At 42.0% G+C, this 26,182-nt stretch carries 24 protein-coding genes and 3 riboswitches; of the genes, 13 read left to right on the top strand and 11 right to left on the bottom strand.

The genetic code is table 11. The features are described 5' to 3' along the window. Positions 1 to 77 precede the first annotated feature (77 nt). The 5 genes from NST81_RS15760 (at position 78) to NST81_RS15740 (ending at position 5,665) form a co-directional block, all read left to right on the top strand. Complete coding sequence (locus NST81_RS15760) at positions 78 to 1,001, top strand: efflux RND transporter periplasmic adaptor subunit (RefSeq protein WP_340396266.1); 924 nt, start codon at positions 78 to 80, stop codon at positions 999 to 1,001. Between the two features lie 6 nt (positions 1,002 to 1,007). Continuing rightward, positions 1,008 to 1,718, top strand: coding sequence for an ABC transporter ATP-binding protein (locus NST81_RS15755; RefSeq protein ID WP_341030242.1), 711 nt, complete (start codon positions 1,008 to 1,010; stop codon positions 1,716 to 1,718). Further along, positions 1,696 to 2,865: an ABC transporter permease gene (locus tag NST81_RS15750; protein ID WP_340396267.1), complete on the top strand. Its 1,170-nt coding sequence runs from the start codon at positions 1,696 to 1,698 to the stop codon at positions 2,863 to 2,865. Before NST81_RS15755 ends, NST81_RS15750 begins: the two co-directional genes overlap by 23 nt. An 886-nt stretch (positions 2,866 to 3,751) precedes the next feature. Then, positions 3,752 to 4,423, top strand: coding sequence for a response regulator transcription factor (locus tag NST81_RS15745; protein WP_048624140.1), 672 nt, complete (start codon positions 3,752 to 3,754; stop codon positions 4,421 to 4,423). A gap of 15 nt (positions 4,424 to 4,438) precedes the next feature. Further along, on the top strand, positions 4,439 to 5,665 hold the full coding sequence (locus NST81_RS15740; RefSeq protein WP_327797525.1) for a sensor histidine kinase: 1,227 nt from the start codon (positions 4,439 to 4,441) through the stop codon (positions 5,663 to 5,665). Positions 5,666 to 6,264: 599 nt separating this feature from the next. Here NST81_RS15740 and NST81_RS15735 read toward each other — a convergent pair. Beyond that, positions 6,265 to 6,816, bottom strand: a complete 552-nt coding sequence (locus NST81_RS15735; protein WP_341030241.1) for a YbaK/EbsC family protein — start codon at positions 6,814 to 6,816, stop codon at positions 6,265 to 6,267. Positions 6,817 to 7,158: 342 nt separating this feature from the next. Between NST81_RS15735 and NST81_RS15730 the strand changes: the two genes are divergently transcribed. After that, a complete protein-coding gene (locus NST81_RS15730) occupies positions 7,159 to 7,566 on the top strand; it encodes a hypothetical protein (protein ID WP_341030240.1) in 408 nt (135 codons plus the stop codon). Positions 7,567 to 7,996: 430 nt separating this feature from the next. Here the strand turns inward: NST81_RS15730 and NST81_RS15725 are convergent, their stop codons facing one another. Next, positions 7,997 to 8,197: a YdiK family protein gene (locus NST81_RS15725; protein ID WP_003354040.1), complete on the bottom strand. Its 201-nt coding sequence runs from the start codon at positions 8,195 to 8,197 to the stop codon at positions 7,997 to 7,999. Further along, entirely contained in the window at positions 8,194 to 8,916 is a 723-nt protein-coding gene (locus NST81_RS15720; protein WP_048624135.1) for a CPBP family intramembrane glutamic endopeptidase, read from the bottom strand. The genes NST81_RS15725 and NST81_RS15720 overlap by 4 nt, the downstream gene beginning before the upstream one ends. Before the next feature lie 290 nt (positions 8,917 to 9,206). Here NST81_RS15720 and groES point away from each other — a divergent pair, with 290 nt between their 5' ends. The 3 genes from groES (at position 9,207) to NST81_RS15705 (ending at position 11,735) form a co-directional block, all read left to right on the top strand. After that, positions 9,207 to 9,494 (top strand): co-chaperone GroES, encoded by a 288-nt coding sequence (gene groES / locus NST81_RS15715; protein WP_003354042.1) that lies wholly within the window; start codon positions 9,207 to 9,209, stop codon positions 9,492 to 9,494. A gap of 50 nt (positions 9,495 to 9,544) precedes the next feature. Then, positions 9,545 to 11,167 carry a chaperonin GroEL gene (gene groL, locus NST81_RS15710; protein ID WP_003354043.1) on the top strand — a complete coding sequence of 541 codons (1,623 nt, stop codon included), beginning with the start codon at positions 9,545 to 9,547 and terminating at the stop codon, positions 11,165 to 11,167. A 403-nt stretch (positions 11,168 to 11,570) separates the two neighbouring features. Beyond that, a complete protein-coding gene (locus NST81_RS15705) occupies positions 11,571 to 11,735 on the top strand; it encodes a hypothetical protein (protein WP_003354044.1) in 165 nt (54 codons plus the stop codon). Between the two features lie 546 nt (positions 11,736 to 12,281). Here NST81_RS15705 and NST81_RS15700 read toward each other — a convergent pair. The 7 genes from NST81_RS15700 to mtnW all read right to left on the bottom strand — a co-directional run bounded on the left by NST81_RS15700 (position 12,282) and on the right by mtnW (position 18,847). Continuing rightward, complete coding sequence (locus NST81_RS15700; protein ID WP_422677791.1) at positions 12,282 to 13,217, bottom strand: thermonuclease family protein; 936 nt, start codon at positions 13,215 to 13,217, stop codon at positions 12,282 to 12,284. 372 nt (positions 13,218 to 13,589) lie between these two features. Continuing rightward, positions 13,590 to 13,859 (bottom strand): excalibur calcium-binding domain-containing protein, encoded by a 270-nt coding sequence (locus NST81_RS15695; protein ID WP_048624133.1) that lies wholly within the window; start codon positions 13,857 to 13,859, stop codon positions 13,590 to 13,592. A 498-nt stretch (positions 13,860 to 14,357) separates the two neighbouring features. Next, entirely contained in the window at positions 14,358 to 14,717 is a 360-nt protein-coding gene (locus tag NST81_RS15690) for a response regulator (RefSeq protein ID WP_341030507.1), read from the bottom strand. 90 nt (positions 14,718 to 14,807) lie between these two features. Then, a riboswitch (cyclic di-GMP riboswitch) is annotated at positions 14,808 to 14,898 on the bottom strand. Positions 14,899 to 15,756: 858 nt separating this feature from the next. Beyond that, positions 15,757 to 16,290, bottom strand: coding sequence for a 1,2-dihydroxy-3-keto-5-methylthiopentene dioxygenase (locus NST81_RS15685; RefSeq protein ID WP_003354048.1), 534 nt, complete (start codon positions 16,288 to 16,290; stop codon positions 15,757 to 15,759). Between the two features lie 39 nt (positions 16,291 to 16,329). Further along, the gene (locus NST81_RS15680; RefSeq protein WP_048624132.1) at positions 16,330 to 16,953 is read right to left on the bottom strand and encodes a methylthioribulose 1-phosphate dehydratase; all 624 of its coding nucleotides are present in this window, start codon (positions 16,951 to 16,953) and stop codon (positions 16,330 to 16,332) included. Next, positions 16,950 to 17,609 carry a 2-hydroxy-3-keto-5-methylthiopentenyl-1-phosphate phosphatase gene (mtnX, locus tag NST81_RS15675; protein WP_328204131.1) on the bottom strand — a complete coding sequence of 220 codons (660 nt, stop codon included), beginning with the start codon at positions 17,607 to 17,609 and terminating at the stop codon, positions 16,950 to 16,952. Before mtnX ends, NST81_RS15680 begins: the two co-directional genes overlap by 4 nt. Next, positions 17,606 to 18,847, bottom strand: a complete 1,242-nt coding sequence (gene mtnW / locus NST81_RS15670; protein WP_341030236.1) for a 2,3-diketo-5-methylthiopentyl-1-phosphate enolase — start codon at positions 18,845 to 18,847, stop codon at positions 17,606 to 17,608. The genes mtnX and mtnW overlap by 4 nt, the downstream gene beginning before the upstream one ends. 139 nt (positions 18,848 to 18,986) lie before the next feature. Here mtnW and NST81_RS15665 point away from each other — a divergent pair, with 139 nt between their 5' ends. Continuing rightward, positions 18,987 to 20,348, top strand: coding sequence for an IS1182 family transposase (locus tag NST81_RS15665; RefSeq protein ID WP_003354354.1), 1,362 nt, complete (start codon positions 18,987 to 18,989; stop codon positions 20,346 to 20,348). Positions 20,349 to 20,482: 134 nt separating this feature from the next. Continuing rightward, positions 20,483 to 20,590, bottom strand: a riboswitch (SAM riboswitch). 87 nt (positions 20,591 to 20,677) lie between these two features. Here NST81_RS15665 and NST81_RS15660 read toward each other — a convergent pair. Next, positions 20,678 to 21,865, bottom strand: a complete 1,188-nt coding sequence (locus NST81_RS15660; protein WP_341030235.1) for a pyridoxal phosphate-dependent aminotransferase — start codon at positions 21,863 to 21,865, stop codon at positions 20,678 to 20,680. 97 nt (positions 21,866 to 21,962) lie between these two features. On the opposite strand from NST81_RS15660, the gene NST81_RS15655 reads away from it, so the two are divergent. The 3 genes from NST81_RS15655 (at position 21,963) to mtnA (ending at position 26,030) form a co-directional block, all read left to right on the top strand. After that, entirely contained in the window at positions 21,963 to 22,766 is an 804-nt protein-coding gene (locus NST81_RS15655) for a carbon-nitrogen family hydrolase (RefSeq protein ID WP_341030234.1), read from the top strand. Between the two features lie 104 nt (positions 22,767 to 22,870). Further along, positions 22,871 to 23,029: riboswitch (SAM riboswitch) on the top strand. Between the two features lie 716 nt (positions 23,030 to 23,745). Beyond that, the gene (mtnK, locus tag NST81_RS15650; protein WP_341030233.1) at positions 23,746 to 24,948 is read left to right on the top strand and encodes an S-methyl-5-thioribose kinase; all 1,203 of its coding nucleotides are present in this window, start codon (positions 23,746 to 23,748) and stop codon (positions 24,946 to 24,948) included. Between the two features lie 17 nt (positions 24,949 to 24,965). Further along, a complete protein-coding gene (gene mtnA, locus NST81_RS15645; RefSeq protein ID WP_341030232.1) occupies positions 24,966 to 26,030 on the top strand; it encodes an S-methyl-5-thioribose-1-phosphate isomerase in 1,065 nt (354 codons plus the stop codon). Positions 26,031 to 26,182: the final 152 nt, after the last annotated feature.

The following is a 26,182-nucleotide window of genomic DNA, read 5'->3' as shown; positions in this document are numbered from 1 at the left end:
TTTTTTTAAGAAAAAATTAAGAAAGGACCCGCATACTAGGCTTATCCAAATGACCAATGGATAAGAAAGGAGCAGGGATGTTGAAAAAATGGTGGATCCTTTTTGGGATTGTGATTGTCGTTATTGGAATAGGTGGATGGTTTTTTGCCAAAGGAAAAGACAAGCCGACAATGGCACAGGTTCAAACCGCTTCTGTACAAAAAGGAAAATTGCAAGTGAAGGTGAGTGGTTCTGGGACTGTTCAACCTGTTACGAGTACGGATGTCAAAGCTGCTTCCAACAACGAAGTAGACGAAGTGCTTGTTTCTAAAGGAGAGAAAGTAAAGGAAGGACAAGAGTTGGTTACATTTACGGACGGCAGTGATATTACTGCACCGGCAGACGGAACCGTTACATCGATTGGCGTTTCGGATGGAGATCGTGTATCGAAAGGCCAAGTCATTGCTCACATTACCAATTATGATGATTTGCAAACAACGGTGCAAATTGATGAATTAGATATTCCAAAAGTAAAAGTGGGGCAAACGGCCAGTATAAAGGTCAATGCCTTCCCTGATACAACCTATACGGGGAAAGTGACAGCGGTTGCCAATGAAGGGACGGTATCCAATGGAGTCTCGACATTTGATGTAACGGTTCATATGAATAAACCAACGAATGTAAAAGTGGGAATGACAACCGAAGTCAGTATTTTAGTGCAAAGCAAAGACAATGCTCTCTATGTGCCGATTGAAGCAGTACACTCAATCAATAACGAAAAGTATGTAGTGGTTGAAAAGGGAGATGGCTCTGTCGCGCGGCAAACCGTGAAAACGGGAATAAGCAATGAAGATTATGTAGAAATCACAGATGGTTTAGCAGAAGGTGAGGTTGTCCAGCTGCCGAGAGTATCTGCATCGTCTTCGAGCAATGAACAAATGAGCGGCAGAAGAATGATGGGCGAAATGTCTGGTATGGGTGGATTTGGCGGCATGAATCGCGGATTTAACAGAGGGAGATGATCGATGATGACTGAACCGATTATTCGGATGGAAAATATAACGAAATCATATTCGCTTGGGGGAGAAGTGGTTCATGCCCTGCGGGGGGTCTCTCTCCAAATTGGAAAAGGAAATTTTCTTGCGATTGTCGGTCCTTCCGGTTCCGGGAAATCAACATTGATGAATATCATTGGCTGCCTCGATCGTCCTGATGAAGGTCGTTATATCCTCGATGGAAAAGAAATAGATAAAATGATAGACAGTGAACTGGCAACTGTTCGAAATGAAAAGATAGGATTCGTTTTTCAAAATTTTCATTTACTGGCAAAATTAACGGCGTTAGAGAATGTAGAACTGCCTTTATTATATCGAGGAGTAAAGACAAAGGAACGACAAAAAATCGCTTATGAATACTTAGAGAAAGTGGGATTAAAAGATCGAGCCCGTCATTTGCCCAACCAGCTTTCTGGCGGGCAGCAGCAACGGGTGGCCATTGCACGGGCTCTTGTCGGCACCCCGCCGATTTTGCTTGCCGACGAGCCGACAGGGGCTCTCGACAGCAAGACAAGCAAGGAAATCATTCAATTGATGAAACAATTAAATGAGCAAGGACATACGATTCTTCTCATTACACACGATTGGGAAGTGGCTAACGAAGCAAAGAGAATTGTTCGCATTCAAGACGGGCAGCTGTTTGAGGAGAGAGGTGATTTTGTTGGCAATTATTCCATCCATTAAAATGGCTTTCCGCAGCATTCAAGGCAATAAGCTTCGCTCCTTTTTAACGATGCTTGGCATTATTATCGGCGTCTCTTCTGTTATTGTTTTGATCTCAATAGGTCAAGGTTCGAGTAAAGAAGTTGCCAGTCAGATGAACCAGTTAGGGAGCAATTTATTAACAGTGAATGTGATGGATTCGGATCGTGTTCAATTGAAAATGGATGATATCGAAAAGTTTCGCGATATTACAGGCGTAAAAGAAATTGCTCCCGTTGTTTCCGGACGGGTCTATGTAAAAAATGGTACGACTTCGACACAAGTTTCTTTATTGGGAACGAGCTCTTCGTATCAAACCGTACGCAATGCACAAGTCAGCCAAGGTCGCTTTTTATCTGATATCGATGTAGAGTATCGGCAAAAAGTGGTGATTTTAGGATCTGACACAGCGCAAACATTATTTGGTTTTGATAATCCGGTCGGAAAATATATACAAGTGGAGGGCACATCGTTCAAAGTAATTGGAGTTCTGGCTTCAAAAGGCAGTTCGTTTGGACAAAGCGGTGATGATGTGATCATAATGCCGCTTTCGACAGCCCAGCGATTGGTTAAAAACACAAGTATTCAGACAGTATATGTTCAAGGAAAAGATGAAAGTGAAGTCCCGTTTGTTATGGCGCAATTAAAAACAACATTAGCACGTCTATTCCCCAATGATGAAGATAGCTACAGCGTCTTTAACCAACAAGATTTAATGGAAACGATGAGTTCGGTTAACAATACGATGACGATGATGCTGGGCGGAATCGCAGGAATTTCCCTTTTAGTTGGTGGAATTGGGATTATGAATATTATGCTTGTGTCTGTTTCAGAGCGAACGAAGGAAATAGGAATTCGAAAAGCGATTGGAGCGAAGAGAAGAGATATTTTAATGCAGTTTTTGATTGAAGCTGTTGTGCTAAGCGCTCTAGGAGGTGCGATTGGAGTGGGATTTGGATTGGTCATTGGAAAAGGGCTTGCAGCTACGATCGGACTGTCTGTTTCTTATTCTGTCTCTGTTTGTATGGTTGCCTTCTTATTTTCTCTATTCATTGGAGTGGTGTTTGGTGTCTTCCCGGCTAACAAAGCAGCAAAACTGGACCCGATTCAAGCTCTAAGATATGAATAAAGTAAAAAGGCGCAATATGGCTGCATACGGATTGGAGAAGCAAGTTTTAAGAAAAATAGATATCTTAAAATCTCCTGCGAATGTTTTTTATTCGTAAAAGTGACTGGTCTTTTTAAGGGCAAATTCTATGGCGTAAGAAAATAGACAATCGAGCGGCAGAAAAAATAAAAAAGAAATTCTAAAAAGCGATCGCTTTTGGCGACCGCTTTGTCTTATGTGCGCCCGGCATGTACATGAACTATAGGGTGTAAGTCCCGAACCCCGAAGACAGAAGTAGAGGTTAGCCAAGAGCAAGGGTGTCCGTGGTGACGCGGAATCTGAAGGAAGCTGGAGGCAAAACACCGGTCCGAGGAACACGAACCTCATATAAGGCTAGGTATGATTGAGTGAGTTTGCATAACAAAACAAAGCTCTTTCTGTCGAAGGTCATATCGAGTAAATGAGGCGGATAGATGGTGTGAAAGTGCATGTACTTACCCGGGGAGGTCTGGCGGATATGTGAAGTACTCTTCATAACCTACTTAGTGATAAGTAGCTGAACCGTCAGAAGTCAGCAGAGGTCATAGTATTAGTTGGTCTAGAACAACTAAGAAGGACCGAACAATTAAGAGAGAATAGCCCTTGGTATTCAGTGAGTCATGATGAACACAGAAAACGTAGTACCTCACTTGAGGGAGGAAGCGGTGAATCCCGTGGGAGACCTCTTGGAGGGTGGAGTGACCACTGGCATAAAGAGAACAGCTATTCACGGAAGTTATAAAGACTTGCGTCAATTATCTTAATTGAACCGCCGTATACGGAACCGTACGTACGGTGGTGTGAGAGGACGGGAGTTAATCGCTCCCTCCTACTCGATTATTAGAAGTAAGAGAAAGAAGGGAGATCCGTGAGATTATTAGTAGTTGAAGATCATGTAGATTTGTTGAAATCGATGATTGACATCTTATCGGATGAGTTTGAGATCGATAGTGCCACAGATGGCGAGGAAGGGTTATATTTAGCTTTGCAAAATATTTATGATGCCATTATATTGGACGTTATGCTGCCGGGAATGGATGGTTTTGACATCGTGCAACGAATTCGGAAAGAAGAGATTGATACACCCGTTTTATTTTTAACGGCAAAAGATTCTCTCGAGGATCGGGTAAAAGGCTTGGATTTTGGCGGAGATGACTACTTAGTCAAACCGTTTTATGCTTCGGAGCTAAAAGCACGCATTCGAGCGTTATTACGGCGCAGTGGCAGTTTTACAACCAAACAGACTATTTGCTATCGAGGGATTGAGCTGTACGGAAAAGATAAGGATGTCATGGTAGATGGGCACCCTATTAAATTAACGGCGAAACAATACGAGCTATTAGAGTATCTTATCCATAATAAGGGAACCATTCTAACAAAAGAACAAATTTATGATCGGGTGTGGGGATTTGATTCGGATACAACGATTGCCATTGTCGAAGTATTCATTCATCATCTCCGCAAAAAGCTTGAACCGTTTGGCTATCACACAGATATTCAAACGGTTCGTGGCGTCGGATATAGGTTAACAGACCAATAGGCAGGAGAGAAAACGATGTTTCAACGCACTCATCTTCGATTGACGCTGTTAAATTCTCTTGTTTTTTTCGTTTTAATTAGCTTATTAGGGACGGCTCTCTATTCATACATGCATGCTCGTTTATATAAAGACGTGGATGCATCGCTTATGCATATAGCGGAACGAGAAGCAGATAATGATAGACCGTGGGAAAAGGACGTTCCTTTTTTTCGGGATCCCCGTGTGTTTATCGTGTTTTGGAATGAAAAAGGAGAAATAATCGACTTAGGTCACGACGCAACCATTTTCACCCAAACGCCTATCGAGAAACCTAAACAATTGAACAAACTGTATGATATGAAGATTGAAAATTTTTATTTCCGAACGATTGCATTCCAAATGGATACGGAATTCGGAAAGATTACGGTACAAATTTTTCGAAGTGTCAATTCCGAAAAAGAGATTTTAGATAAGCTTTTATTGATCATTGTGGCGGGATGCGTGATCGGAGGACTGTGCGCCGTAGCAGCGGGATATTTTCTTGCAGGGCGAGCACTGGTGCCGATTCAAAGAGCATGGCAAAAGCAGCAGCAATTTGTTTCGGACGCTTCTCATGAATTGCGGACGCCATTAGCAGTGATACAGACAAAAACGGATTTATTGTTCCATTCTCTTTCCTCGACCATTGAAGAAAAAATAATGGATATTTCCGTAATCGCGAAAGAATGTAGACGACTTTCCAAATTAGTCTCTAACTTGCTTATCTTGGCACGCTCAGATTCCAATCAAATAGAATTAAAAAAACAATCATTTCGATTGGATGAGTTGATTAGAGAGATTGCCGATACTTATTCAGAGATTGCTTCCTATCAACAGAAGGAAATAACGATAAACGTAGAATCCCCGATTTTATTTACTGCGGATAAAGAACGAATCCATCAATTACTGGTCATCCTATTGGATAATGCGATCAAATATACTAAAGAAGGGGGACGCATTTACATCTCTTGCCGTCAAACTTCTTCTTCCATTACCCTTGAGGTGCAAGATAATGGAATCGGGATTGCCAAAGAAGAGATTCCGAAAATTTTTGATCGTTTTTATCAAAGCGATAAAGCACGGACGAAGTCAGATGGGGCAGGATTGGGACTTTCCATTGCCAAGTGGATTATTGAAAAACACAATGGAAAAGTAAAAGTGGACAGCCAATTAGGAGAGGGAACTCGCTTTGAAATGACCTTTCCAAAACAATCAAAAAGATGAAGGGACACCCGCATTTCTTGAAGTGACCCCTGTCAAGTAGACAGGAAATAAAAAAGGACACTTAAGCAGCCTGAGCCTTATATCCATAAGGGCTCAGGCTATTTTATTTTTTTAGTAACGTTGGACGTATTTGTGTACGGCATCCTTGACCTCTTTGACTTTGCAAAAAGAGTGCAGAAGAAAGCACTCTGACTTGAAATAGCTGAAGAAGTTCTCCATGCAGGCATTGTCCAAACAGGTTCTTTTCCTGGATATTCGGGTCCTTGATCGACCGTGACGGCCTCTGGGAGAATGGCCATAACGTTCTTTATATTTTTCAAGCGCTTCCTGTTAAGTTAGAGCTTTGTTACAGAAAGGCTTGGTGTGCCCTTTTTACGATAAGTGTACGACTTCTTCCAGGGCCCGCGGAGAGGCTCAAAAAGGACGTCGATGAGGCGTCCCACGGATTTCATTCTAAAGGATCAAGTCCGTGGGATAAGAGATATTGGCTGCTTGCATATGTAGTATCCAGCATTCGTTTTCCCTCAATCTGGGGCAGATACGATATAACCGTGATCTTTTCCCGGGGATCCGAACCGGCTGGGGGTTGATCACCTTCATCATCGTTGGAAGAAACTTGAGCTTTCTGACGCTCTTGTTTCCCCTCCGCTGTCCGAGGTTTTCCCTTTCGTATCCGATTCCTGCCAATCTTTGCATACGTCGATCCAATCCTTGGCCCCGGAATAATTCCATAGATCTTCCGGACTCACTTCAATGGCGGAGTTGATGCTTCCGCATGCGGGAAAAACGGTTTTGAACCGCTTTAAGGACAGGTCCAAAAAGATGTCCAAATCATTGGCCAATCCAAAAGGGCAAACCCCTCCGACCGCATGGCCCGTTTGTTCGAGCACTTCCTCGGCGCTTAACATCCGCGCTTTAAAACCGAAAGTATGGCGGAATTTTTTGTTGTCGATTTTGGCGTCGTCGGCGGTCACGACCAACAGCGCACTGTCTCCTTTGCTCCGGAAGCATAAGGTTTTGGCGATGCGGGCCGGTTCTACGCCGATGGTCTGGGCGGCCTGTTCCACCGTGGCGCTTGAGGTATCGAAGACCATAATATCCTGATCCCGATTCCATTTTTTTAGATGGGCTCTAACACTTTCCAGGGACATCTGTCTTTCCTCCTTCATAGGTTCTATATGATTAATGTCTATCTTATCATAATGATTCGAATTTTGTGAGATTTGAGTCTTTTGGGGGCGTGATATTACGGAAGGACGCAAAAAGGACATCCTTGTATGCAGCCGCCGCAGATCGGATGTGATCTTACGGAAGGCATATATAAAGCCAGACCGGTGGCAATGTCCTGCTATCCCTTCGTGAACTTTCTTTTTTCTGTCCACTATAAGGGGATCATATCAACTTATAGGGTGTTTTCCTTTTTTAAGAAAAAGTTAAGCAAAGCTTGGCATAATGATGGCATCCTCAAATAAATGAAGAAAGGAGAGTCGCATATGAGAAGGGTACGTGCCCTTCATTTTTGGATCGGAGTAATAGCATCTTTGTTTTTGTTCATTGAATCAATAACAGGTCTCATTATGTATGTAACAGGAGAAGAGCGAGGAAAGGATGGTAGAATGGAACAGTTTCATGCAGTCAATACACAGCAAATGGCAACGGACTCTCAACAAAATGGACAATCAGGGCCTCCAGCTGCAGGAGAAATGAATGGGGGTTTTCCGAATAATGGGAGAGAGGGCCATTCATTACAAAGAGTGGTTCGTGAACTTCATACAGGCCCCATTGGTCTAGTGAGTTCGATTGGAATGATCATCATGACCGGGACTGGACTGGCTATTTCGATTCATATACTTCTAAGAAAACGAAGAAAGGCGAGACTTCGAAAATCTCTCGCTACATAAGATGAAGAAAGGGGGAGATTTTCCTTTTGACGCACTTCGTAAAAAAGGAATAAAGAGGTTGGCTTTCATAAATTAGCCGAGCCGTTGATAAAGGCCGCTGCCATGTTTGGTTTTATGTTTTGGTGAAAATGGGAAGATAAAGGGGGTGAGAAATCATCAATGGGCTGAAGAAAATCGAGGCTGTTAAATAATGTGAATCATTCTTTTTTTGCCGTATATGGGGAGCCTCGGCGAGGAGCGAAGATACGAACGAATGATCACATTATTACAGGGAAGCCTCCATTTTGCCCATGCAGAAATAGAAAAAATTCGATTGTCAAAGAAAGATAGCATTCAATTGGCAGAACAATAAAATGAAGGTGAAAGGTAAGCAAATAGGATGGGTATATCGGTTCATGCTTACCTTTTTTCTTTTTGTGAAATTCGTGCCTTATTTTTTGTATCGGCTCTTCATACGGAAATAATAAAAAATGACTCGAATGCCGGATCCCACATCCAACGTCGCCAAAATGATGAGCAAGTACGTAAAAAAACCAAATCCATTGGAATTTACATTTTCAATAGCCATATAAGTAAAAAGGGAACCAAAAAGCAAATAGATGATCCCTGAGGATAGCAATGTTTGTTTCATTGGAAAAATCCTCCAATTAGTCCTTGAATGTGCTGAAGTTGGTCACGATAGAAAAGCTGTACGACGACCACAAGAGTATTCATGGCTACGTGGGCGAAAATAGGAACCAGAATTCTGCCTGTTCTTACATATAAAAAAGCGAATGTGAACCCCATCGCGCTATAAAGAAGAATATGTTCGAATTCCATATGCGCCATGGCGAAAATGACGGAACTGATCGTTGCGGCGATCCAAAAAGAAAAACGTTTGTATAAAGAGCCAAAAATGATTTTTCGAAAAACAATTTCTTCTAATATAGGTCCGAAAATGGATGAAACAAGCATGGAGGCCGGAAATGTTTTGATAATTTGAAGGATATTTTCCGTATTTTTCGAACCGGGATCCACACCGAAAAGGTTTGCTTCGATGTTGGCAGCGATGCCTTGGGCAAACAGCGCAAGAAATACTCCGGCGATCGCCCATACTATCGATTCTCCTGGAGAAGCCGGAGCTTTTCTCACCAATAAAGCATCAGTACGTGCTTTTCTTAAAATCAGCAAAATAATGATCAATGTAATGGAAAAACTGATGACAATCCAATATCCGGGGGCCGCTTGCCTCATAAAAACGGGGTCTTGTCCTGCCCTGATTCCGATTCGATAAACGAGCGGGACACCGATGAAACTGGATAGCTGCATAAGAATATAAGCAATTAAAATATAACCGTATTCTTTTTTCACTTTTTTATACTCCTTCTCTTATTCATTCATTATTTTCATTCTACTAGCAATTTACATCCCATTCAAATTCAAGAAATACAGGAATAAAACTAGTGGCTGGGGAGAAGATAACATCGGGCATTTTCCCCTCGCGCGGATAAGAGAATTCTGGCGAAAAATCTCGAATAAAATTTTTTGCATCATACTTGCAAAAGAAAGGGGTTTTATTTATTATTATTAATGTGTTAGCACTCGGGTGAATAGAGTGCTAACAATATAAATTACATATGAAAACAAGGAGGTTGTTTCACTTGTTAAAACCACTGGGTGATCGCGTCGTAATTGAATTAGTTGAAACGGAAGAAAAAACTGCAAGCGGCATTGTATTGCCAGATACGGCAAAAGAAAAGCCACAAGAAGGCAAAGTGATCGCAGTTGGAACAGGCCGCGTTCTTGACAGCGGTGAACGCGTTGCACCAGAAGTGTCTGTTGGCGACCGCATCATCTTTTCTAAATATGCTGGTACAGAAGTGAAATACCAAGGTACAGAATACTTAATCCTTCGCGAAAGCGATATTTTAGCAGTGATTGGAGAATAATAACGATTTTTATCATAATGACAATATTTTAACTAAGGGGGTTTTACAAAATGGCTAAAGATATTAAATTCAGCGAAGACGCTCGCCGTGCGATGCTCCGCGGTGTAGATAAACTAGCGGATGCAGTAAAGGTGACTCTTGGACCAAAAGGACGCAACGTGGTTCTTGAGAAAAAATTCGGATCTCCTTTAATTACGAACGATGGGGTTACCATTGCGAAAGAAATCGAATTGGAAGATCCATTCGAAAATATGGGAGCTAAATTAGTTGCTGAAGTAGCCAGCAAAACGAACGATATTGCTGGGGACGGTACTACGACTGCAACTGTACTTGCTCAAGCAATGATCCGTGAAGGATTGAAAAACGTAACAGCCGGTGCAAACCCTGTCGGCATCCGCAAAGGAATTGAAAAAGCGGTTCAAGTGGCTGTTGAAGAATTAAAAGCCATTTCAAAACCAATCAAAGGAAGAGAATCCATTGCTCAAGTTGCTGCTATTTCTTCTGCTGATGAAGAAGTTGGCGAATTGATCGCAGAAGCAATGGAACGCGTTGGCAACGACGGTGTTATCACGATTGAAGAATCCAAAGGTTTCACGACAGAATTAGATGTCGTAGAAGGTATGCAATTTGACCGTGGCTACGCTTCTCCATACATGGTAACAGATTCTGACAAAATGGAAGCTGTTCTGGAAAACCCATATATCTTAATCACTGATAAGAAAATCTCCAACATCCAAGAAATTCTTCCTGTTCTTGAACAAGTTGTACAACAAGGCAAACCGCTTCTTTTGATCGCTGAAGACGTTGAAGGGGAAGCTCTTGCAACACTTGTTGTCAACAAATTACGCGGTACATTCAACGCAGTTGCTGTAAAAGCTCCTGGATTTGGTGATCGTCGTAAAGCAATGCTTGAAGACATTGCTATTTTAACTGGCGGTGAAGTGATTACCGAAGATTTAGGATTAGATCTTAAATCTGCGACTATTGCTCAATTAGGTCGTGCCGGAAAAGTTGTAGTAACGAAAGAAAATACAACGATCGTAGAAGGAGCTGGCGAATCCAGCAAAATCGCTGCTCGCGTAAATCAAATCCGCGCTCAATTAGAAGAAACAACTTCTGAATTCGATCGTGAAAAACTTCAAGAACGTCTTGCTAAATTAGCAGGCGGAGTGGCTGTGATCAAAGTGGGTGCTGCCACTGAAACAGAATTAAAAGAACGCAAACTTCGCATTGAAGACGCTCTGAACGCTACTCGTGCAGCTGTAGAAGAAGGAATCGTTTCCGGCGGTGGTACTGCACTAGTGAACGTTTACAATAAAGTCGCTGCTATTGAAGCAGAAGGCGACGTAGCGACTGGTGTGAAAATCGTTCTTCGCGCATTAGAAGAACCAATCCGCCAAATCGCACAAAACGCTGGTCTTGAAGGATCTGTCATTGTAGAACGCTTGAAAAAAGAAGAAGTCGGAATCGGCTTCAACGCTGCTACTGGCGAATGGGTAAACATGATCGACGCTGGTATCGTAGACCCAACAAAAGTAACTCGTTCCGCACTTCAAAACGCAGCATCTGTTGCCGCTATGTTCTTAACAACAGAAGCTGTTGTAGCTGACATCCCGGAAGAAAACAAAGGCGGATCAATGCCTGACATGGGCGGAATGGGCGGAATGATGTAATAAACATCAAAAAACCCTTATATATCAAGGGAAGAAGGCTGTTTCGACAGCCTTCTTTTTTTATAATCACAAATCACTCACATTTTTTGCGAATTTGTAATATTTAGGACGCTTCTGAAGTGAATATTTATTTTTTCTGAAGCATTCTTTTTCATTTTTTCCGTAACGTGCATATAAATTTTCATGGTTGTTTCTCGGTTATCATGTCCAACATGTTTCATGATTGTTGGGAGATCCACTCCGGCTTCGGCCAAAACTGAAATATGTGTTTATCTGAAAATGTGTGGAGTAGTATGTTTCTTAATATTTTGTAAATCATTTTTTTCTGAAAAATCTTTTAAATGCATTTTGATAAACAATAAACTTAAGTTTATCCTTAAATAAAGGAGGTCAACTAAAGTTTATGTCTAAAATCGATTTAAGCTTATTAGTTACATTTTTAATCATTTTCCCTTTAGGGATGTATAAAGCTTTTTTTGAAAAAGGGGGTACTTTTTCGTTAATTTTTGGTATTTTGCTAATTGGCCTTTCTATATATCTAATATTTGAAATGAATAAGAAAAAATGATTAAATCAGAACATAACAATTTTGCTTTAATAAATTTGTTGTCCTTGATACCTAGAGATGGCGTTATATACTTGCAACAGTAGAGAAAATGGTAAAATTACTGAGAATTAACAACCGTGGTTCGTATTGGAGTATATTTGGGAAAATGATTAGTTGTGTTAGAAGTTATATTCTAATCAGGTGAATGCTGCTCGTATCGCAGAAGTTTTTTTAGTTCTCGACTAGCATTCAAAAAGATTGACGATCCTTGATATGCTTTTCAGCAGTGCTGGACAGAAATTGTAGAATCTCCTTATACCCATTGCAACAAACTATCAATTTTGGTGCCTTTTTGGTGCTGATTTATAAATTTTAGAGGTTTCTCGTAAGCCTCACCCTCACAAACTTTTGGCAAACCTCTTTTTACGATCATCCTTAAGAGATAATTGGCGTCGCTGAACTGCTATTGGTTCAGGAGGAGTATTTGGTAGATACACAGATTCTTTATCACTTTTTTATTTTTGCGGGACTTACAGAGAAAAAAGAAAAGCCCCCGAGAGGGCTATCTTAATTTCTTTCACACGCATAATTGTCGTGATCTCTATCTAATTTAGGTTGATAAGCTGGATGACCAGCGGGAACTCCATCTGGATACACTTCTCTAAGCTCTGTACAATTTGCAAAATCTGTTTGGCCAGTACTTGGTGTTGTTGCAGAAGGAGCAGTTGGTTGTGTATTGGCGTTGTTATTAGAGCTAGAGCTTGATCCAACGCTTGTATGAGAACTTTGTGTTGAATGTGTTGAGTGTGATGTGTGTTGACTTGCGGTTTGATTAGCTGCACAACCATTGAATCCTTTGTCCGTCACATAGCCTGGATCTGACCATATATTTAAGTGCTTGTTTTGAGCTGCTTTTTCATCATTTTCATATGTTGATAGATATTTGTACGGCGGGTCGTATATGTATGCAACACGTGCATATCCTTCTTTCAACAGTTCTTCTTGTACAGATTTACCGTCAACAAACACATATGCAAGTAGACGTCCGTATTTATCTCTTTCGCTGCCCTTGTCAAATTCAAGGTACAGATTGCCGCTATTTACTAATTCACGGTTTCTTTCTGCTGCAGCCTTAGCGTACGGTTGAACACATGTGCCAGGCTTTTTCGATTCTGGCGTATCAACAAGTAAATAGCGAACCGTTTCTTCTTTGCCTTTGTAGTTAACTTTGATGGTATCACCGTCTACAGTTTCAATGAGAGTAACTGGAATTAAGTTTTTATTCGTATCATCATAAGATGATGACTTTAATGACGGGGTAGAAACTGGTGTACGTTTTTCTTTGGAAACATTATGTTCTTTAGTAGTTTTGCTATCATCTGATTTTTCTTTCGTCTCAGTAGAAGCAATTTCTGTTTTATTTGGATGTGATTTTTCATTCTCAAGATCTGGTGCATTTGACGCAAAAACTACAGATAGAACCAATAAAACAATTGATGCTATGGAGAGTTGCTTCCAAGCCCGATTTCGTTTGATTCCAAAAATAATTGTGGCAATTAAAGCCGCAAGGAACGCAACTATAAAAAATACTGCTAATGTATTGAATGGTTCCTTTAGCGAAAACCATAAAAGCGTTAATAAAGAACCGAAAAGAAAAGTGGTCATCGAGATGGATTTTTTAGTTTTTTGGCTCATTAAGCCAATGCCTGCTACCATGGCCACAATCCCGATAACCCCAAAAATATTCATAAATATCCATTTAATGACTACTATTGCTAGAGATAATAAAACCAGCAATAGTACGATCCCCAAGCAGCCTGCTATGATATTGGGCATTGAATAACACCCCTAACTGAAAGATTTTGGATACAGAATTTATCTTTCACATGCGATAAAATCGTGATCCCGATCCAATTTTTTGTTTGCATCATATAAAGCTTGTGAAACATATGGCTTATAGCGCGTTTTTCCACCCTTGTTTTTTACGCTTGCAGAACGGGCAACTCCACCTTTGTATACTTTGTTCATTTCTGTGCAGTTTTTGAACGTTTTGGTTTTGACTGCTGCCTCTGTATCGTGGCTGGAATAAACAGAAAATCCTAAAATCAAACAACCAGAAGCTAAGATTCCAAACCATTTTTTCATGATGATTCCCCCTAAAGTAAATTTTGTATGTGAATTATAAAGGTTATCATAGCCGTTTCATTATTTACTTTTAAAGGGCAGGCCTCGAGAAAAGAGCTATCTTGGATAACACTCAAGCAAAGTTAATGAGTGTTTTAACAACATGATCTGATAAAAGTACTTAATTAGCACGGTCGTTATTGGAATGAAATAGCCTTTTCTCGTACATGAATTCATCTCCAATAGACCTATGAATATAGTACTAGATAACATGCAAAAAAATAAATCTTCAAGATAAGCTCATCGAATACTAATGGATCCGGTCTTTTCCCAGTTACCATGTCTGCTCATTACGCTGGAATGGAGGGCAGCACGCCTAGCAAGTTCTCATTTATTCCAAATTATTATTATCTTAATTTTGCGATTTTTTCAATATACAATTCCAATTTTACCATGTTTTTATTTTGGAAAAAATAAAATGGCTAGTAAAGCAAATAGACGGAACGTTTTCTTTTCGATTTAACTAGTAATTTTCTTTAAAATGGGAATTAATTCATGAAAGAAAGGTTTTATAATAAAGTCAGTGGCACCTAGCTTAATAGCTTCCATGATCAAAGTTTTTTGTCCCATGGAGGAGCAGATGACAACTTTGGCTTTCGGATTATGCTTTTTGATTTCATTTAAAGCGTCTAATCCATTTTTATAAGGCATGATGATGTCAAGCAATACAACATCAGGACGAACTTTTTGAAAGAGTGTAATGGCTTCACAACCGTTGGAAGCCTCAGCCACAACCTTGAAGTTGTCATTGGACAAAAGATGTTTTAAATGATTCCTCATAAACTGAGAGTCATCCGCAATAAGGACAGTTGTAAACATTTTTTTCAATTGAATCCAATCCTTTCCTAAAATTTAGGCAAATATTAAGAAAGGAATTGCAGTTTTGAACAAGATTTATCAAGAATAAATCTTGGCAGCCCGGCTACCATGACAATCTATAGATTGTTTTAGGCCCGTGGCTTTGCGTCTTTTACTTTCGTAAAATTTGCCCAATCATATCATAACATATCGAATTTTGTCGATAAAGTTTTGTACTTTATAATAAAATGTTTACTTTTACGTCAAGAATAGCAAAGAGCAGATGGAAATGAAAAAGAGGAAATCGTATAAAACGTGATTGTAGCGGCAGTGAAAGCAGAAGAACATGAGAAAAGAGGAGTCGTGCCGCAGCGAACAGCATTCAGAAGAGATATAATTTACAACACTTATGCTCATCATGTATAATAGTATTGAGTAATTCCATATGATAATAAAAAACGAAGGTGCGGCAACACCTTCGACTATACAATAGACGGTTCCCTTCAAGGGGGATCGACAAGGCAGAAAGAATCCATAATCCACCCGGTCTCGTTAACTCAAGGGTGGATTATTTTCTTTGGTGATATGACAGTATCGAAACAATGAGACTTGCAAAAGTGAGTGCAAACATCAATGCTTGAAATACCGTCATCGGCATCACCCCCTCTCTTTTAGGGGTAAAATGCCGACCACCCTTGAGCTTTTCCCGTAGCTATTGTGTTTCTATTATATCACGTGTTTATTTTTTTCATAGATTATTACGAACGTTTGTTCCTTTTTTACCAAGTTAATGATTTGATTTCGCGAATTTTGCATGTGATGAATTGCTTTTTTTAATGATGGCAAGGGGTTCAATAGAAAGTTGTATTGGTAAAAAATAGATAGTACAAGGGGAAGCAGTGGAGAGTAAATATCTTTTGCTAAGTAATATGGATAGTCGCTTTTTCCTATTTCGATTGAAATATAAGAAATGCCTTTTACTAGAATGTCGAGGGCTTTGTCACTGTTAATTCATAACAACACCCCTCTTCTGATTTAGTAGAAGAGGGGTGAGGGGATATTAGGCGTTGGTTTCTTCTTTTTCGTAAATCGGCACCCAGCCTTCAGTTGTGACAAAAATGCGTATGGCGACAACGCGACGATCTTCTTGCAGTGTAAAATAGTGGCGCGTATTTTCGGGAACGGAAATTAAATCGCTCGGCTCTAACTCGACGTCAAAAAACTTTCCGTCTTTTCCTTGAATCACAAAGATTCCGTGGCCGCTGACAATAAAGCGGACTTCGTCATCTGTGTGATGGTGTTCACGCTTGAAATTTGTGAGCAATTCATCCAAGTTCGGTGTATTTTCAGATAAAGAAATGACATCTTGCGCTTTATAGCCGCGACGTTCGGAAATATCCGCAATTTCCTCTTTAAACGTTTCTAAAATTTCATTTTTTTCTTCTTCCGTAAGCAAATATTTCTCACGCAAATGTTCCGGGAGTTTGGTAATATCCCATTTTTCGTAAATAACGCCTTGCTCGTCTAAAAATTGGATTACTTCTTCTTCCTTTGTAATTCTTTCATTTGTTTCATGTAAACGAATCGTTGCCATTTTTCTTCCTCCTTTATTTTTGCTTATCCCTTTTGTGCTTTAAAGCGAAAGTGGGGTCAGGCACCTTAATTTGATATGATAACTGAATAAAAATTCATATGCTTCCAAATATTTTTTCGCTTCAAATGCGGTGCGTCCCCATACGGTAATGCCATGATTGCGAATGAGGACGGCGCCTGCATCGTCGTGCACATGCCGGGCGAATTCTTTCGCCAGCGTTGGAATATGGGCGTGATTTTTGATGATCGGAATGCGAATCACAGCGTCTTCTTCCCAAAGTCCGAACGCTTTTATAATTTCTTGATTGCTAAATTCCACTTCTCCAATGTCACCGTATAATTCAGAAATGACATTATTATCGATGGTATGGACATGGAGGCCGCAGCCTGCATTGGTTCTGTTATAAATTTCCACATGCAAAAGCGTTTCCGCTGAAGGTTTTAAATGGGTTTCTTCAGCCGGATGGCCAAGCGCATCTACGAGAAGGAAGTCTTCATCGGTTTGCTTTCGTTTATCTTTTCCGCTCGCGGTAACAAGAAAGTGGAGAGGATCATCGGAAACTTTAATCGATAAGTTCCCGCTTGTCGCAAAAAACCAATCGCGCTCGGCCAACTCCGCTTTCACATCGGCAAGTTCCTTCCATTTTTTCTCAAGTTCACTCATGCTCCCACCTCCAGCTTCTCAAGCACCTCCACTACATCAAAAAACGTGTTGAACGGTGAATGGGAAATGCCTAGTTTCTTGCACTTTTCCAGTAAAAAGTCGCGAGCAATGACATGGTCCGCTAATTTTGCCACTGCTAAATCCGTAATGGAATCTCCTATGACGATATGGAATCCATCCGGTTTTGAGTGCTTCCGCAGCAGCGACGGCTTGCAACAGCCACAACCGTTTTGGCAATGCTCATCACACGAATAAGGCCAAACAATTTGAATGGTTTCATTGCTAAAGTCTGAGCCGTTGCAAAAAATGCGTTCTTTTTCGATAAGTCCTTCCAGAATCGGATAGACGAAAAAATCAATGCCGCCGCTCACTACATAGAGCGGAATGTCGTGTTGTCTTGTAAAATCGACAAATTCCCGAAAGCCGTCGCGAATACAGGCCGTTTGTAAAACGTAGTCTGTAATCTCTTCTTTCAATTCGGAAGAAAGGAGGGAAAACATGTTTCCGACACCTTCTTGAACGGTCAGCCGCTCCGCCAATATATCGTCTTTTAGCACTTCCCATTCCGGAGGAGCAAACTGTTTCATAATCGCAGCGATATTATCTTGGGTGGTAATAGTTCCGTCGAAATCGCAAAAAACGATTGGTTTTGTCATACTGTCACCTCGTGAGCGCCCCATAAGTCAATAGCCTTTTTCAGCTCTTCATGGTCTTTGGCGGATTCTTCCAGGGTTTTTCCTGCCAGCACTGCCTCAATCGCCGCACGGAATGCTTTTCCTCCGCCTTCAGCTCCATCCGGGTGGCCATGTATCCCGCCGCCGGCATTAATGACGCTATCGATTCCAAAATCGCGAATTAAAAGCGGCACTAGACCTGGGTGGATACCCGCAGATGGAACCGGGAAAGATCGTTTCCAATGCTCATCTTCTTTCGTCAACTCGTCGGCAATGCCGAGCGCTTCACTTCGATCAAGGGCGACGCTTCCATATGGCGATGGGAAAAGAGCAAAATCGGCTCCGGCTAATCGAAGCAATTTTCCAAGCAAGAGCGGGCTTTTGATGCCATAAAACTCTGATGGTGTAAGTGCACCGCTGACAGCTGGATGGGCCATAATCGGAATGGCAATGTCTTCATCTTCGCGCAAGCCTTGCAATACGTCTAATCCATAAGCGAACACGTTAAAAAGAATCACATCGGCACCGATTTCCGCCGCGCGTTTTGCTTTTTCTTTTAACTCGAATGTTTTGCCCGTTAAATTGACCGCATACAACGTTTTCTTTCCTGTTTTTTCGTATACGTCGTTCAGCACGGCTTTCCCGTTGGCGATTCGCTTTTCAAACGGAGTTAAGTCGTTTTCGAACAAAATTTCGTCGTCTTTCACGAGATCGACTCCGCCGAGGGCTTGTTGTTTTAACTGCTCCGACAAATAATCTAAATCACGCCCGATGACTCCTTTAAAAATACTCATGAGAAGCGGACGATGATCGGCGCCGACTTTTTGGCGAATTCCGTCTATTCCGAAGCGCGGACCGGGAAACTGTTTTTTTAATTCTTCAGAAAAAGCAAGATCGACCAGTTTCACTTCGCCATCGAGCGACAGCTTGCCGAATACGGTTGTTAAAATCGCCGGTAAATCGGCGCTGAAATTGAGGCTTGGATACGCAATGCGGACAAGTCCTCGCTTCACACGTTTGCCCAGATACTCATTGACTCGCTCGTCCTCTTCCAACGGTGTGACGCTCTCGACTTCTCCTTTATGCTTCTGCAATTGTTCTTTTTGCAGCTGCGGCAAATTGGTCCAAGAACCAACCGTGAGGCCAAGAGCAATTCCTTCTGCTTTTTTCTCCAAATCTTTCTCATCGTGAATAAGATAGGTGGCAATGACTTGGCTCATGTTCATCCCTCTTTCTAAGTTCAATAAAAAAACCTCTTCATAAGAAGAGGCCAGACTGTCGACAAATCCGAAAAAACCGGATTTGCCGACAGTCTTTTTTTGTATAATTAAGATACCGTAATGAATTGAGGTGGATGAAGTGCTAACAAAAAATACACAGATGAATCGTGATCAAATAGAAATGATAGCTTTAGACCAACTTGTACCTGCAGATCATTTGGTTCGTAAAATCGACGCTGCTATTGATTTTTCATTTATCTATTCGCTTGTTCAAGACATGTATTCATCGGAAAGAGGTCGACCAAGTATTGATCCAGTTGTATTGATTAAAATGGCTTTCATCCAATATACCTTCGGTATTCGTTCCATGCGAAAAACTATAGAGGAAATCGAAACGAATCTGGCTTACCGTTGGTTTCTTGGATTTGGTTTTTATGATAAGGTACCTCACTTTTCAACGTTTGGGAAAAACTACGAGCGACGCTTTAAGGATACAGACTTATTTGAACAGATATTCTATCGCATTTTGAAAGAAGCTGCAGATAAGAAGCTGATAAGCAGTGAGCATGTCTTTATTGATTCTACTCATGTCAAAGCGAGTGCGAATAAGCATAAATTTGTGAAGAAAGTGGTTCGAAAAGAAACGAAAGCCTATCAAGCACGTCTACAAGATGAGATAAATGCTGATCGAGAAGCACATGGAAAAAAGCCATTTCCTCCAGATAAATTTGGGAAAGAAGAATATAAAGAAATAAAAGAAAGTACCACTGATCCGGAAAGTGGTTACTACGTAAAAGACGAGCGAACAAAACAGTTTGCTTACTCATTCCATGCTGCTGCGGATCGAAATGGCTTTGTTTTGGGGGCTATTGTAACGCCAGGGAATATTCATGACAGTTCCGTATTGGAGCCACTTCTTGAAAAAGTCATCGAAAAACATGGAAAACCGGTTGTAGTTGCTGCTGACGCTGGATATAAAACTCCCGCCGTTGCCCAATACATATTTGAAAATGATATGACCCCTGCTTTACCTTATACTCGCCCTCGTACAAAGGATGGTTATTTCAAAAAACATGAGTATGTTTACGATGAATACTACGATTGTTATCTTTGTCCGCAAGGACAAGTGTTAAAATATGCAACTACGACGAAGGAAGGCTATCGTCAATATTTTTCTGATCCAGTCCAGTGTAAAGATTGTCCATTCCTCTCGAAGTGCACCCAAAGTAAGGAGCATAAAAAACTGATTCAGCGACATGTATGGGAATTTTATTTAGAGGAAGCTGATCATCTTCGGCATACACAAGAGAATAAGAGCATTTATGCAAGACGGAAAGAAACCATTGAACGTGTTTTTGCTGATGCAAAGGAAAAGCATGGTATGCGTTGGACAACCTTAAGAGGTCTAAAAAAATTGTCCATGCAGGCGATGCTAACTTTTGCTGCAATGAATTTGAAAAAGATGGCTTGCTGGACATGGAAAAGTCCAGCAATAACATAAAATAGACCCCTGGAGGGGTCTATTCCAAACATTTGAAAGCATAAAAGTGACAAAAGGCATCCGAAAGCGCACATTCGGATGCCTTTTGTCTACACTCTGACCTCTTCATAAGAAGAGGCTAGAGGTTCACACTCTTCTTATCTCTCAGCATATCGCTGCAAGAATTAGCACCGTGCTTAACGATTGTTAAGTCGGTTGCCGGGCTTCATAGGGCTCGTCCCTCCACCTGCTCTTGATAAGAATGCTTGAATCATGTATTGACTTTTCAAAATTTTCTTAGTATCGGTAAATTTGATTTGTATTATGACAGGAATTTTTATCGGTGTCAATCATTTTTTTGCGACATGGAAAAGACCAAGCTTCGCAATACGTTGGACAGCTTCTTCCAGCCGTTCTTCCCTCGTTAATAAACCGACGCGCACATACCCTTCTCCGTGTTTCCCAAATCCGATTCCGGGAGCAACCGCCACATGCGCTTTTTCAAGTAGAAAGTCAGAAAATTGCTCTGATGTCCAGCCGTTCGGTACAGGCAGCCATGCAAAAAATGAGCCAGAAGGAGGCGTGACATCCCAACCGATTTGCGAAAGAGCACGAATAAATGTATTCCGTCTCGACTCGTACAGCGAAACAAGCTTTTTCACGCTCTCTTGTGAAGAAAGAAGCGCACAAGCCGCTGCCTCTTGAATCGCACCAAACAAGCTGACGTATAAATGGTCTTGAAGCAAGTTAATCGCTGCGATGACACTTTCATTACCAACTGCCGCTCCCACTCGCCAGCCGGCCATATTAAAGGTTTTCGAGAACGTATATATTTCTATGCCGACGTCTTTAGCCCCTTCTGCTTGGAGGAAACTGACCGGTTTTTTGCCGTCAAATCCGATTGCCCCGTAGGCGAAATCATGCACGACGCAAATATCGTGTTTTGCGGCAAACGAAACGGTATCCATAAAAAATTCTTTCGATGCCGCCGCTCCGGTAGGGTTATTTGGATAGTTTAAAAACATTAATTTTGCTTTTTCTGCCACGTCCTTTGAGACTTCGTTGTAATCCGGCAAAAAATGGTTTTGAACGCGAAGCGGCATCATCGCCATTTCGGCTTGTGCCAAAGCGACACCCGACCAATAATCCGGATATCCCGGATCAGGAACGAGAACAAGATCACCCGGATTCAGCAAACAGGTCGGAATTTCCACAAGTCCTGCTTTTCCTCCAAATAAAACCGCCACTTCTTTTTCCGGATCCAGTTTCACCCCATATTCACGTTCATAAAAGGCCGCGACCGCTTCTTTAAAAAACGAATAGCCGCGGAACGGCGAATATTTATGATAACGGGGATTGGCGACTGCCTTTTGCATCGCCTCCACAATATGGGATGGCGTCGGCTGATCCGGATTCCCTTGACCGAGGTTAATGACATCATGTCCTTGGGCTTTCACGTTTTCCACTTTGGCGACAAGAGACGCAAAAAACTGTTTTGGCAGTTTCTGCAGCAGTTCCGATTGTGCGAAATGTTTCATCGTTTACACCTACTCAAAATTTTCTTGAAATTCTAGTCAAACATCATATATCGTAAAAATCAAATTGTAAAGTCAAAATTTTTTGAGGTGAATGATTATGACATTCAAAATTGCTTGTCTTCAACTGGATATTGCTTTTGGCGCTCCGCTGGAAAATCGACAGCTTGTTCAAAACGAAGTAGAAAAAATAGCCGCTCAACACCCTGACATCATCGTTCTTCCGGAATTATGGACAACGGGCTATGATTTAACGCGTCTGGATGAAATTGCGGATAAGGAAGGCGAAGAAACAAAAGCATTCATTAGTGAGCTTGCGCGTCGTCATCGCATCCACATTGTCGCCGGTTCCATCGCCAAAAAAACAAATGATGGAACGACGAATACGATGTACGTGGCCGATCGAAACGGCGATATTGTAGGCGAATACAGCAAACTGCATCTTTTCCAACTGATGGATGAACATCTTTATTTGCGATCCGGAGATACACCAGGATTATTTACACTTGAAAATACATTATGTGCCGGTGTGATTTGCTACGACATTCGTTTTCCGGAATGGATTCGCGTACATGCCTTGCAAGGAGCAGAAGTGTTGTTTGTCGTTGCCGAATGGCAGTTGCCGCGTCTGTCTCATTGGCGTACGTTGCTTCAAGCGCGTGCCATTGAAAATCAATGTTATGTTGTCGCCTGTAATCGCGCCGGCCGCGACCCGAATAATACGTTCGCCGGACATTCGCTTATCATCGATCCGTGGGGGGAAATTCTTGCGGAAGCAAAAGAAGATCCTTGCTCCCTCATAGCTGAAATCGATTTGCAAAAAGTCAAAGAAGTACGTGAGCAAATCCCGATTTTTAGCGACCGTCGTCCGGAACATTACAGAACAAATGAAAAAATTTTTTAAAAAAGGATTGACAATCACTCGAACTTCGATGTATGATTTCACTCAAATGAGAATCCGCCAATAATTAAAGCAATAACGAAAATTCGAATAATAGCTGATCAATACTCTTATCAAGAGTTGGCTGAGGGAATTGGCCCAATGAAGCCCAGCAACCGACCGTAATACTATCGTGAGATAGGGCGCAGAAAAGCGCCGGAAGGAATCTTCCGCAAGGCACGGTGCTAAGTCCAACAGAGAGAGTCATTCTTTCTGAAAGATAAGAGGTGAGAAGAAGAATCTTCAAGCCTCTTTCGATAAACGAGAGAGGCTTTTTATGTGCGCCCGGCATGTACATGAACTATAGGGTGTAAGTCCCGAACCCCGAAGACAGAAGTAGAGGTTAGCCAAGAGCAAGGGTGTCCGTGGTGACGCGGAATCTGAAGGAAGCTGGAGGCAAAACACCGGTCCGAGGAACACGAACCTCATATAAGGCTAGGTATGATGGAGTGAGTTTGCATAACAAAACAAAGCTCTTTCTGTCGAAGGTCATATCGAGTAAATGAGGCGGATAGATGGTGTGAAAGTGCATGTACTTACCCGGGGAGGTCTGGCGGATATGTGAAGTACTCTTCATAACCTACTTAGTGATAAGTAGCTGAACCGTCAGAAGTCAGCAGAGGTCATAGTATTAGTTGGTCTAGAACAACTAAGAAGGACCGAACAATTAAGAGAGAATAGCCCTTGGTATTCAGTGAGTCATGATGAACACAGAAAACGTAGTACCTCACTTGAGGGAGGAAGCGGTGAATCCCGTGGGAGACCTCTTGGAGGGTGGAGTGACCACTGGCATAAAGAGAACAGCTATTCACGGAAGTTATAAAGACTTGCGTCAATTATCTTAATTGAACCGCCGTATATGGAACCGTACGTACGGTGGTGTGAGAGGACGGGAGTTAATCGCTCCCTCCTACTCGATTTTTTCCAAAGGAGGCGTTCCTACATGGCCGTTTCAAATCCATCCGCTTACGAACCATTAACAGAAAAAGACGCAATTTCTCTTGCCGTTCGCTTGCGCTTATTTTCAGAAGAAGCACAGCTGGTATGCCGGGAAATTGGCGATGGAAATTTAAATCTCGTTTTCCGTATCGTTGACCAAAAAACAGGCAAAGGAGTGATTTTCAAACAAGCGCTGCCGTACGCGAAAGTCGTTGGTGAAAGCTGGCCTCTTACGTTAAAGCGTGCGACCATAGAAAGCAATGCGTTGCGTACATTTGCCGGCTTCGTTCCGGAATACGTTCCGGAAGTGTACCATTCCGACGAATCTCTTGCCATTACCGTCATGGAGGATTTATCTCATTTACAAATTGCTCGAAAAGGGCTTATAGAAGGCAAAACGTATCCGCTTTTGTCACGGCACATCGGTGAATACGTAGCCAAAACGTTATTTTATACGTCTGACTTCGGGATGAATCAACAAGAGAAAAAACAGCTGCTTCAAAGTTTTATCAACCCTGAACTATGCAAAATCACGGAAGATCTTGTCTTTACCGATCCGTTCTTTGATTATGATACAAACGATTTTGAAGAGGAGCTGCGCGAAGATGCAAAAGCGCTTTGGAACGATGATGAGCTTCATCTTGAAGTGGCAAAATTAAAGCGAAAGTTTTTAACAGAAGGGGATGCGCTGATTCACGGCGATTTACATACCGGCAGTATTTTTTGCAGCGATAAAGAGACAAAAGTGATTGATCCGGAATTCGCCTTTTACGGTCCTTTTGGTTTTGATCTCGGTCAGTTTATCGCTAATTTGCTGCTGAATGCGCTGTCCCGTCCGCAACAAGAACAAGAGTTTTTATTTGACCATATCGAAAACACTTGGAAAGTATTTGCAAGCGTATTTTCCGACCTTTGGGAGCAGCACAATGTCGAGCCTTACGCCAAGACATCGAAGTTATTGCAGGACGTTTTGCACCATACATTTGTCGATGCGATTGGATTTGCCGGATGCGAAGTGATTCGCCGCACCATCGGTTTAGCACATGTCGCTGACCTTGACGGTATTGAAGACAAAGAGGAACGCCTTCGTGCGAAACGCCGTGCCCTTCGTCTTGGACGCAGCCTTATTTTACAGCGACATTCGCTCAATGACATTCAAGAAGTTCGTCCGCTTTTCCAACAGGCATCATTGATACCGACTAACTAAACGAAAGGAAGACAGCTATGACTGAACGATTCATGATTCCGCGTTCGGTTGAATGGAACGATACGCATATCACAATTTTAAATCAGCAAAAGTTGCCGGAGGAGACTGAATATTTAGAATTAAAGGAAATTGAAGATGTATGGGATGCCATTTCAACCTTGAAAGTTCGAGGGGCTCCTGCGATCGGCATGACGGCTGCCTACGGGCTTGCTCTTGCTGCTCAACGTTACGAGGCAAGTTCGATGGCTGAATTTAAACAACAGCTTCAAAAAGACATCGACTATTTAGCCAGCTCGCGGCCTACGGCGGTTAACTTGTTTTGGGCGCTGAACCGACTTGCATCAAGCATTGAAGATGCCATTTCTGTCAATGAAGCGAAAACGATGCTCGTTCATGAAGCGATTCGCATCCAAGTGGAGGATGAAGACGTATGCCGCCGCATCGGGGAGCATGCACTGTCGCTTTTTAAAGACGGCGACCGCATCTTAACGATTTGCAATGCCGGCTCCCTTGCAACGGCTCGCTACGGTACGGCGCTTGCTCCATTTTATCTAGCCAAAGAAAAAGGAGTTCATCTTCAAGTATTTGCCTCAGAAACGCGCCCGGTTTTGCAAGGAGCAAGACTCACCACGTGGGAGCTCATGCAAGCCGGTGTGGATGTTACGCTTATCACGGATAATATGGCGGCGCAGACGATTTACGCCAAAAACATTTCGGCCGTCATCGTCGGTGCGGACCGAATTGCCGCTAACGGAGATACCGCTAATAAAATCGGAACATTTGGACTGGCTTTATTGGCACAATCGTTCGGCATTCCATTTTACGTCGCGGCGCCATTATCCACGATTGATTTAGAAACCAAAACGGGAAGAGATATTCCGATTGAAGAACGGAATCCGGAAGAAGTTACCCATATCGCAGGCAAACGCATTGCTCCTGAAGGGGTGGAAGTCTACAATCCGGCTTTTGATGTCACCCCCCACGAACTGATTACAGCGATTATTACCGAAAATGGAATCATTGGCGAAAACTATGAAGCAGAATTGCCGGCATTATTTGAGAAGAGCGAACAAGTGGGATGAGGAGATTAAAAAGAGAGACAAAGTTTGGTGGAGAACTCAATCTAATCATGATGACCAAACTTGTTGTTTTCAACAAAGGGCATAGAAAGAAGTCCCTTTCCATCTCTGAAAAACAGGAGGGAGAGGGACTTCTTATAAGTCTTACAAAGCAG

Origin of the sequence: Bacillus sp. FSL W8-0223 (genome assembly GCF_038006805.1) — a bacterium.
Lineage (GTDB): Bacteria > Bacillota > Bacilli > Bacillales > DSM-4216 > Bacillus_O > Bacillus_O smithii.
The sequence above is the reverse complement of the archived record's forward strand: the minus strand, read 5'-3'. Positions and strand labels throughout refer to the sequence as shown.

What these genes read in the sequence shown, in the direction of transcription:
- NST81_RS15760 (WP_340396266.1), top strand. Translation starts at nt 78, where the DNA reads ATGTTGAAAAAATGGTGGATCCTTTTTGGGATTGTGATTGTCGTTATT.
- NST81_RS15755 (WP_341030242.1), top strand. Translation starts at nt 1,008, where the DNA reads ATGACTGAACCGATTATTCGGATGGAAAATATAACGAAATCATATTCG.
- NST81_RS15740 (WP_327797525.1), top strand. Translation starts at nt 4,439, where the DNA reads ATGTTTCAACGCACTCATCTTCGATTGACGCTGTTAAATTCTCTTGTT.
- NST81_RS15735 (WP_341030241.1), bottom strand. Translation starts at nt 6,816, where the DNA reads ATGTCCCTGGAAAGTGTTAGAGCCCATCTAAAAAAATGGAATCGGGAT.
- NST81_RS15730 (WP_341030240.1), top strand. Translation starts at nt 7,159, where the DNA reads ATGAGAAGGGTACGTGCCCTTCATTTTTGGATCGGAGTAATAGCATCT.
- NST81_RS15725 (WP_003354040.1), bottom strand. Translation starts at nt 8,197, where the DNA reads ATGAAACAAACATTGCTATCCTCAGGGATCATCTATTTGCTTTTTGGT.
- groL (WP_003354043.1), top strand. Translation starts at nt 9,545, where the DNA reads ATGGCTAAAGATATTAAATTCAGCGAAGACGCTCGCCGTGCGATGCTC.
- NST81_RS15705 (WP_003354044.1), top strand. Translation starts at nt 11,571, where the DNA reads ATGTCTAAAATCGATTTAAGCTTATTAGTTACATTTTTAATCATTTTC.
- NST81_RS15695 (WP_048624133.1), bottom strand. Translation starts at nt 13,859, where the DNA reads ATGAAAAAATGGTTTGGAATCTTAGCTTCTGGTTGTTTGATTTTAGGA.
- NST81_RS15690 (WP_341030507.1), bottom strand. Translation starts at nt 14,717, where the DNA reads ATGTTTACAACTGTCCTTATTGCGGATGACTCTCAGTTTATGAGGAAT.
- NST81_RS15685 (WP_003354048.1), bottom strand. Translation starts at nt 16,290, where the DNA reads ATGGCAACGATTCGTTTACATGAAACAAATGAAAGAATTACAAAGGAA.
- NST81_RS15680 (WP_048624132.1), bottom strand. Translation starts at nt 16,953, where the DNA reads ATGAGTGAACTTGAGAAAAAATGGAAGGAACTTGCCGATGTGAAAGCG.
- mtnX (WP_328204131.1), bottom strand. Translation starts at nt 17,609, where the DNA reads ATGACAAAACCAATCGTTTTTTGCGATTTCGACGGAACTATTACCACC.
- mtnW (WP_341030236.1), bottom strand. Translation starts at nt 18,847, where the DNA reads ATGAGCCAAGTCATTGCCACCTATCTTATTCACGATGAGAAAGATTTG.
- NST81_RS15660 (WP_341030235.1), bottom strand. Translation starts at nt 21,865, where the DNA reads ATGAAACATTTCGCACAATCGGAACTGCTGCAGAAACTGCCAAAACAG.
- NST81_RS15655 (WP_341030234.1), top strand. Translation starts at nt 21,963, where the DNA reads ATGACATTCAAAATTGCTTGTCTTCAACTGGATATTGCTTTTGGCGCT.
- mtnK (WP_341030233.1), top strand. Translation starts at nt 23,746, where the DNA reads ATGGCCGTTTCAAATCCATCCGCTTACGAACCATTAACAGAAAAAGAC.
- mtnA (WP_341030232.1), top strand. Translation starts at nt 24,966, where the DNA reads ATGACTGAACGATTCATGATTCCGCGTTCGGTTGAATGGAACGATACG.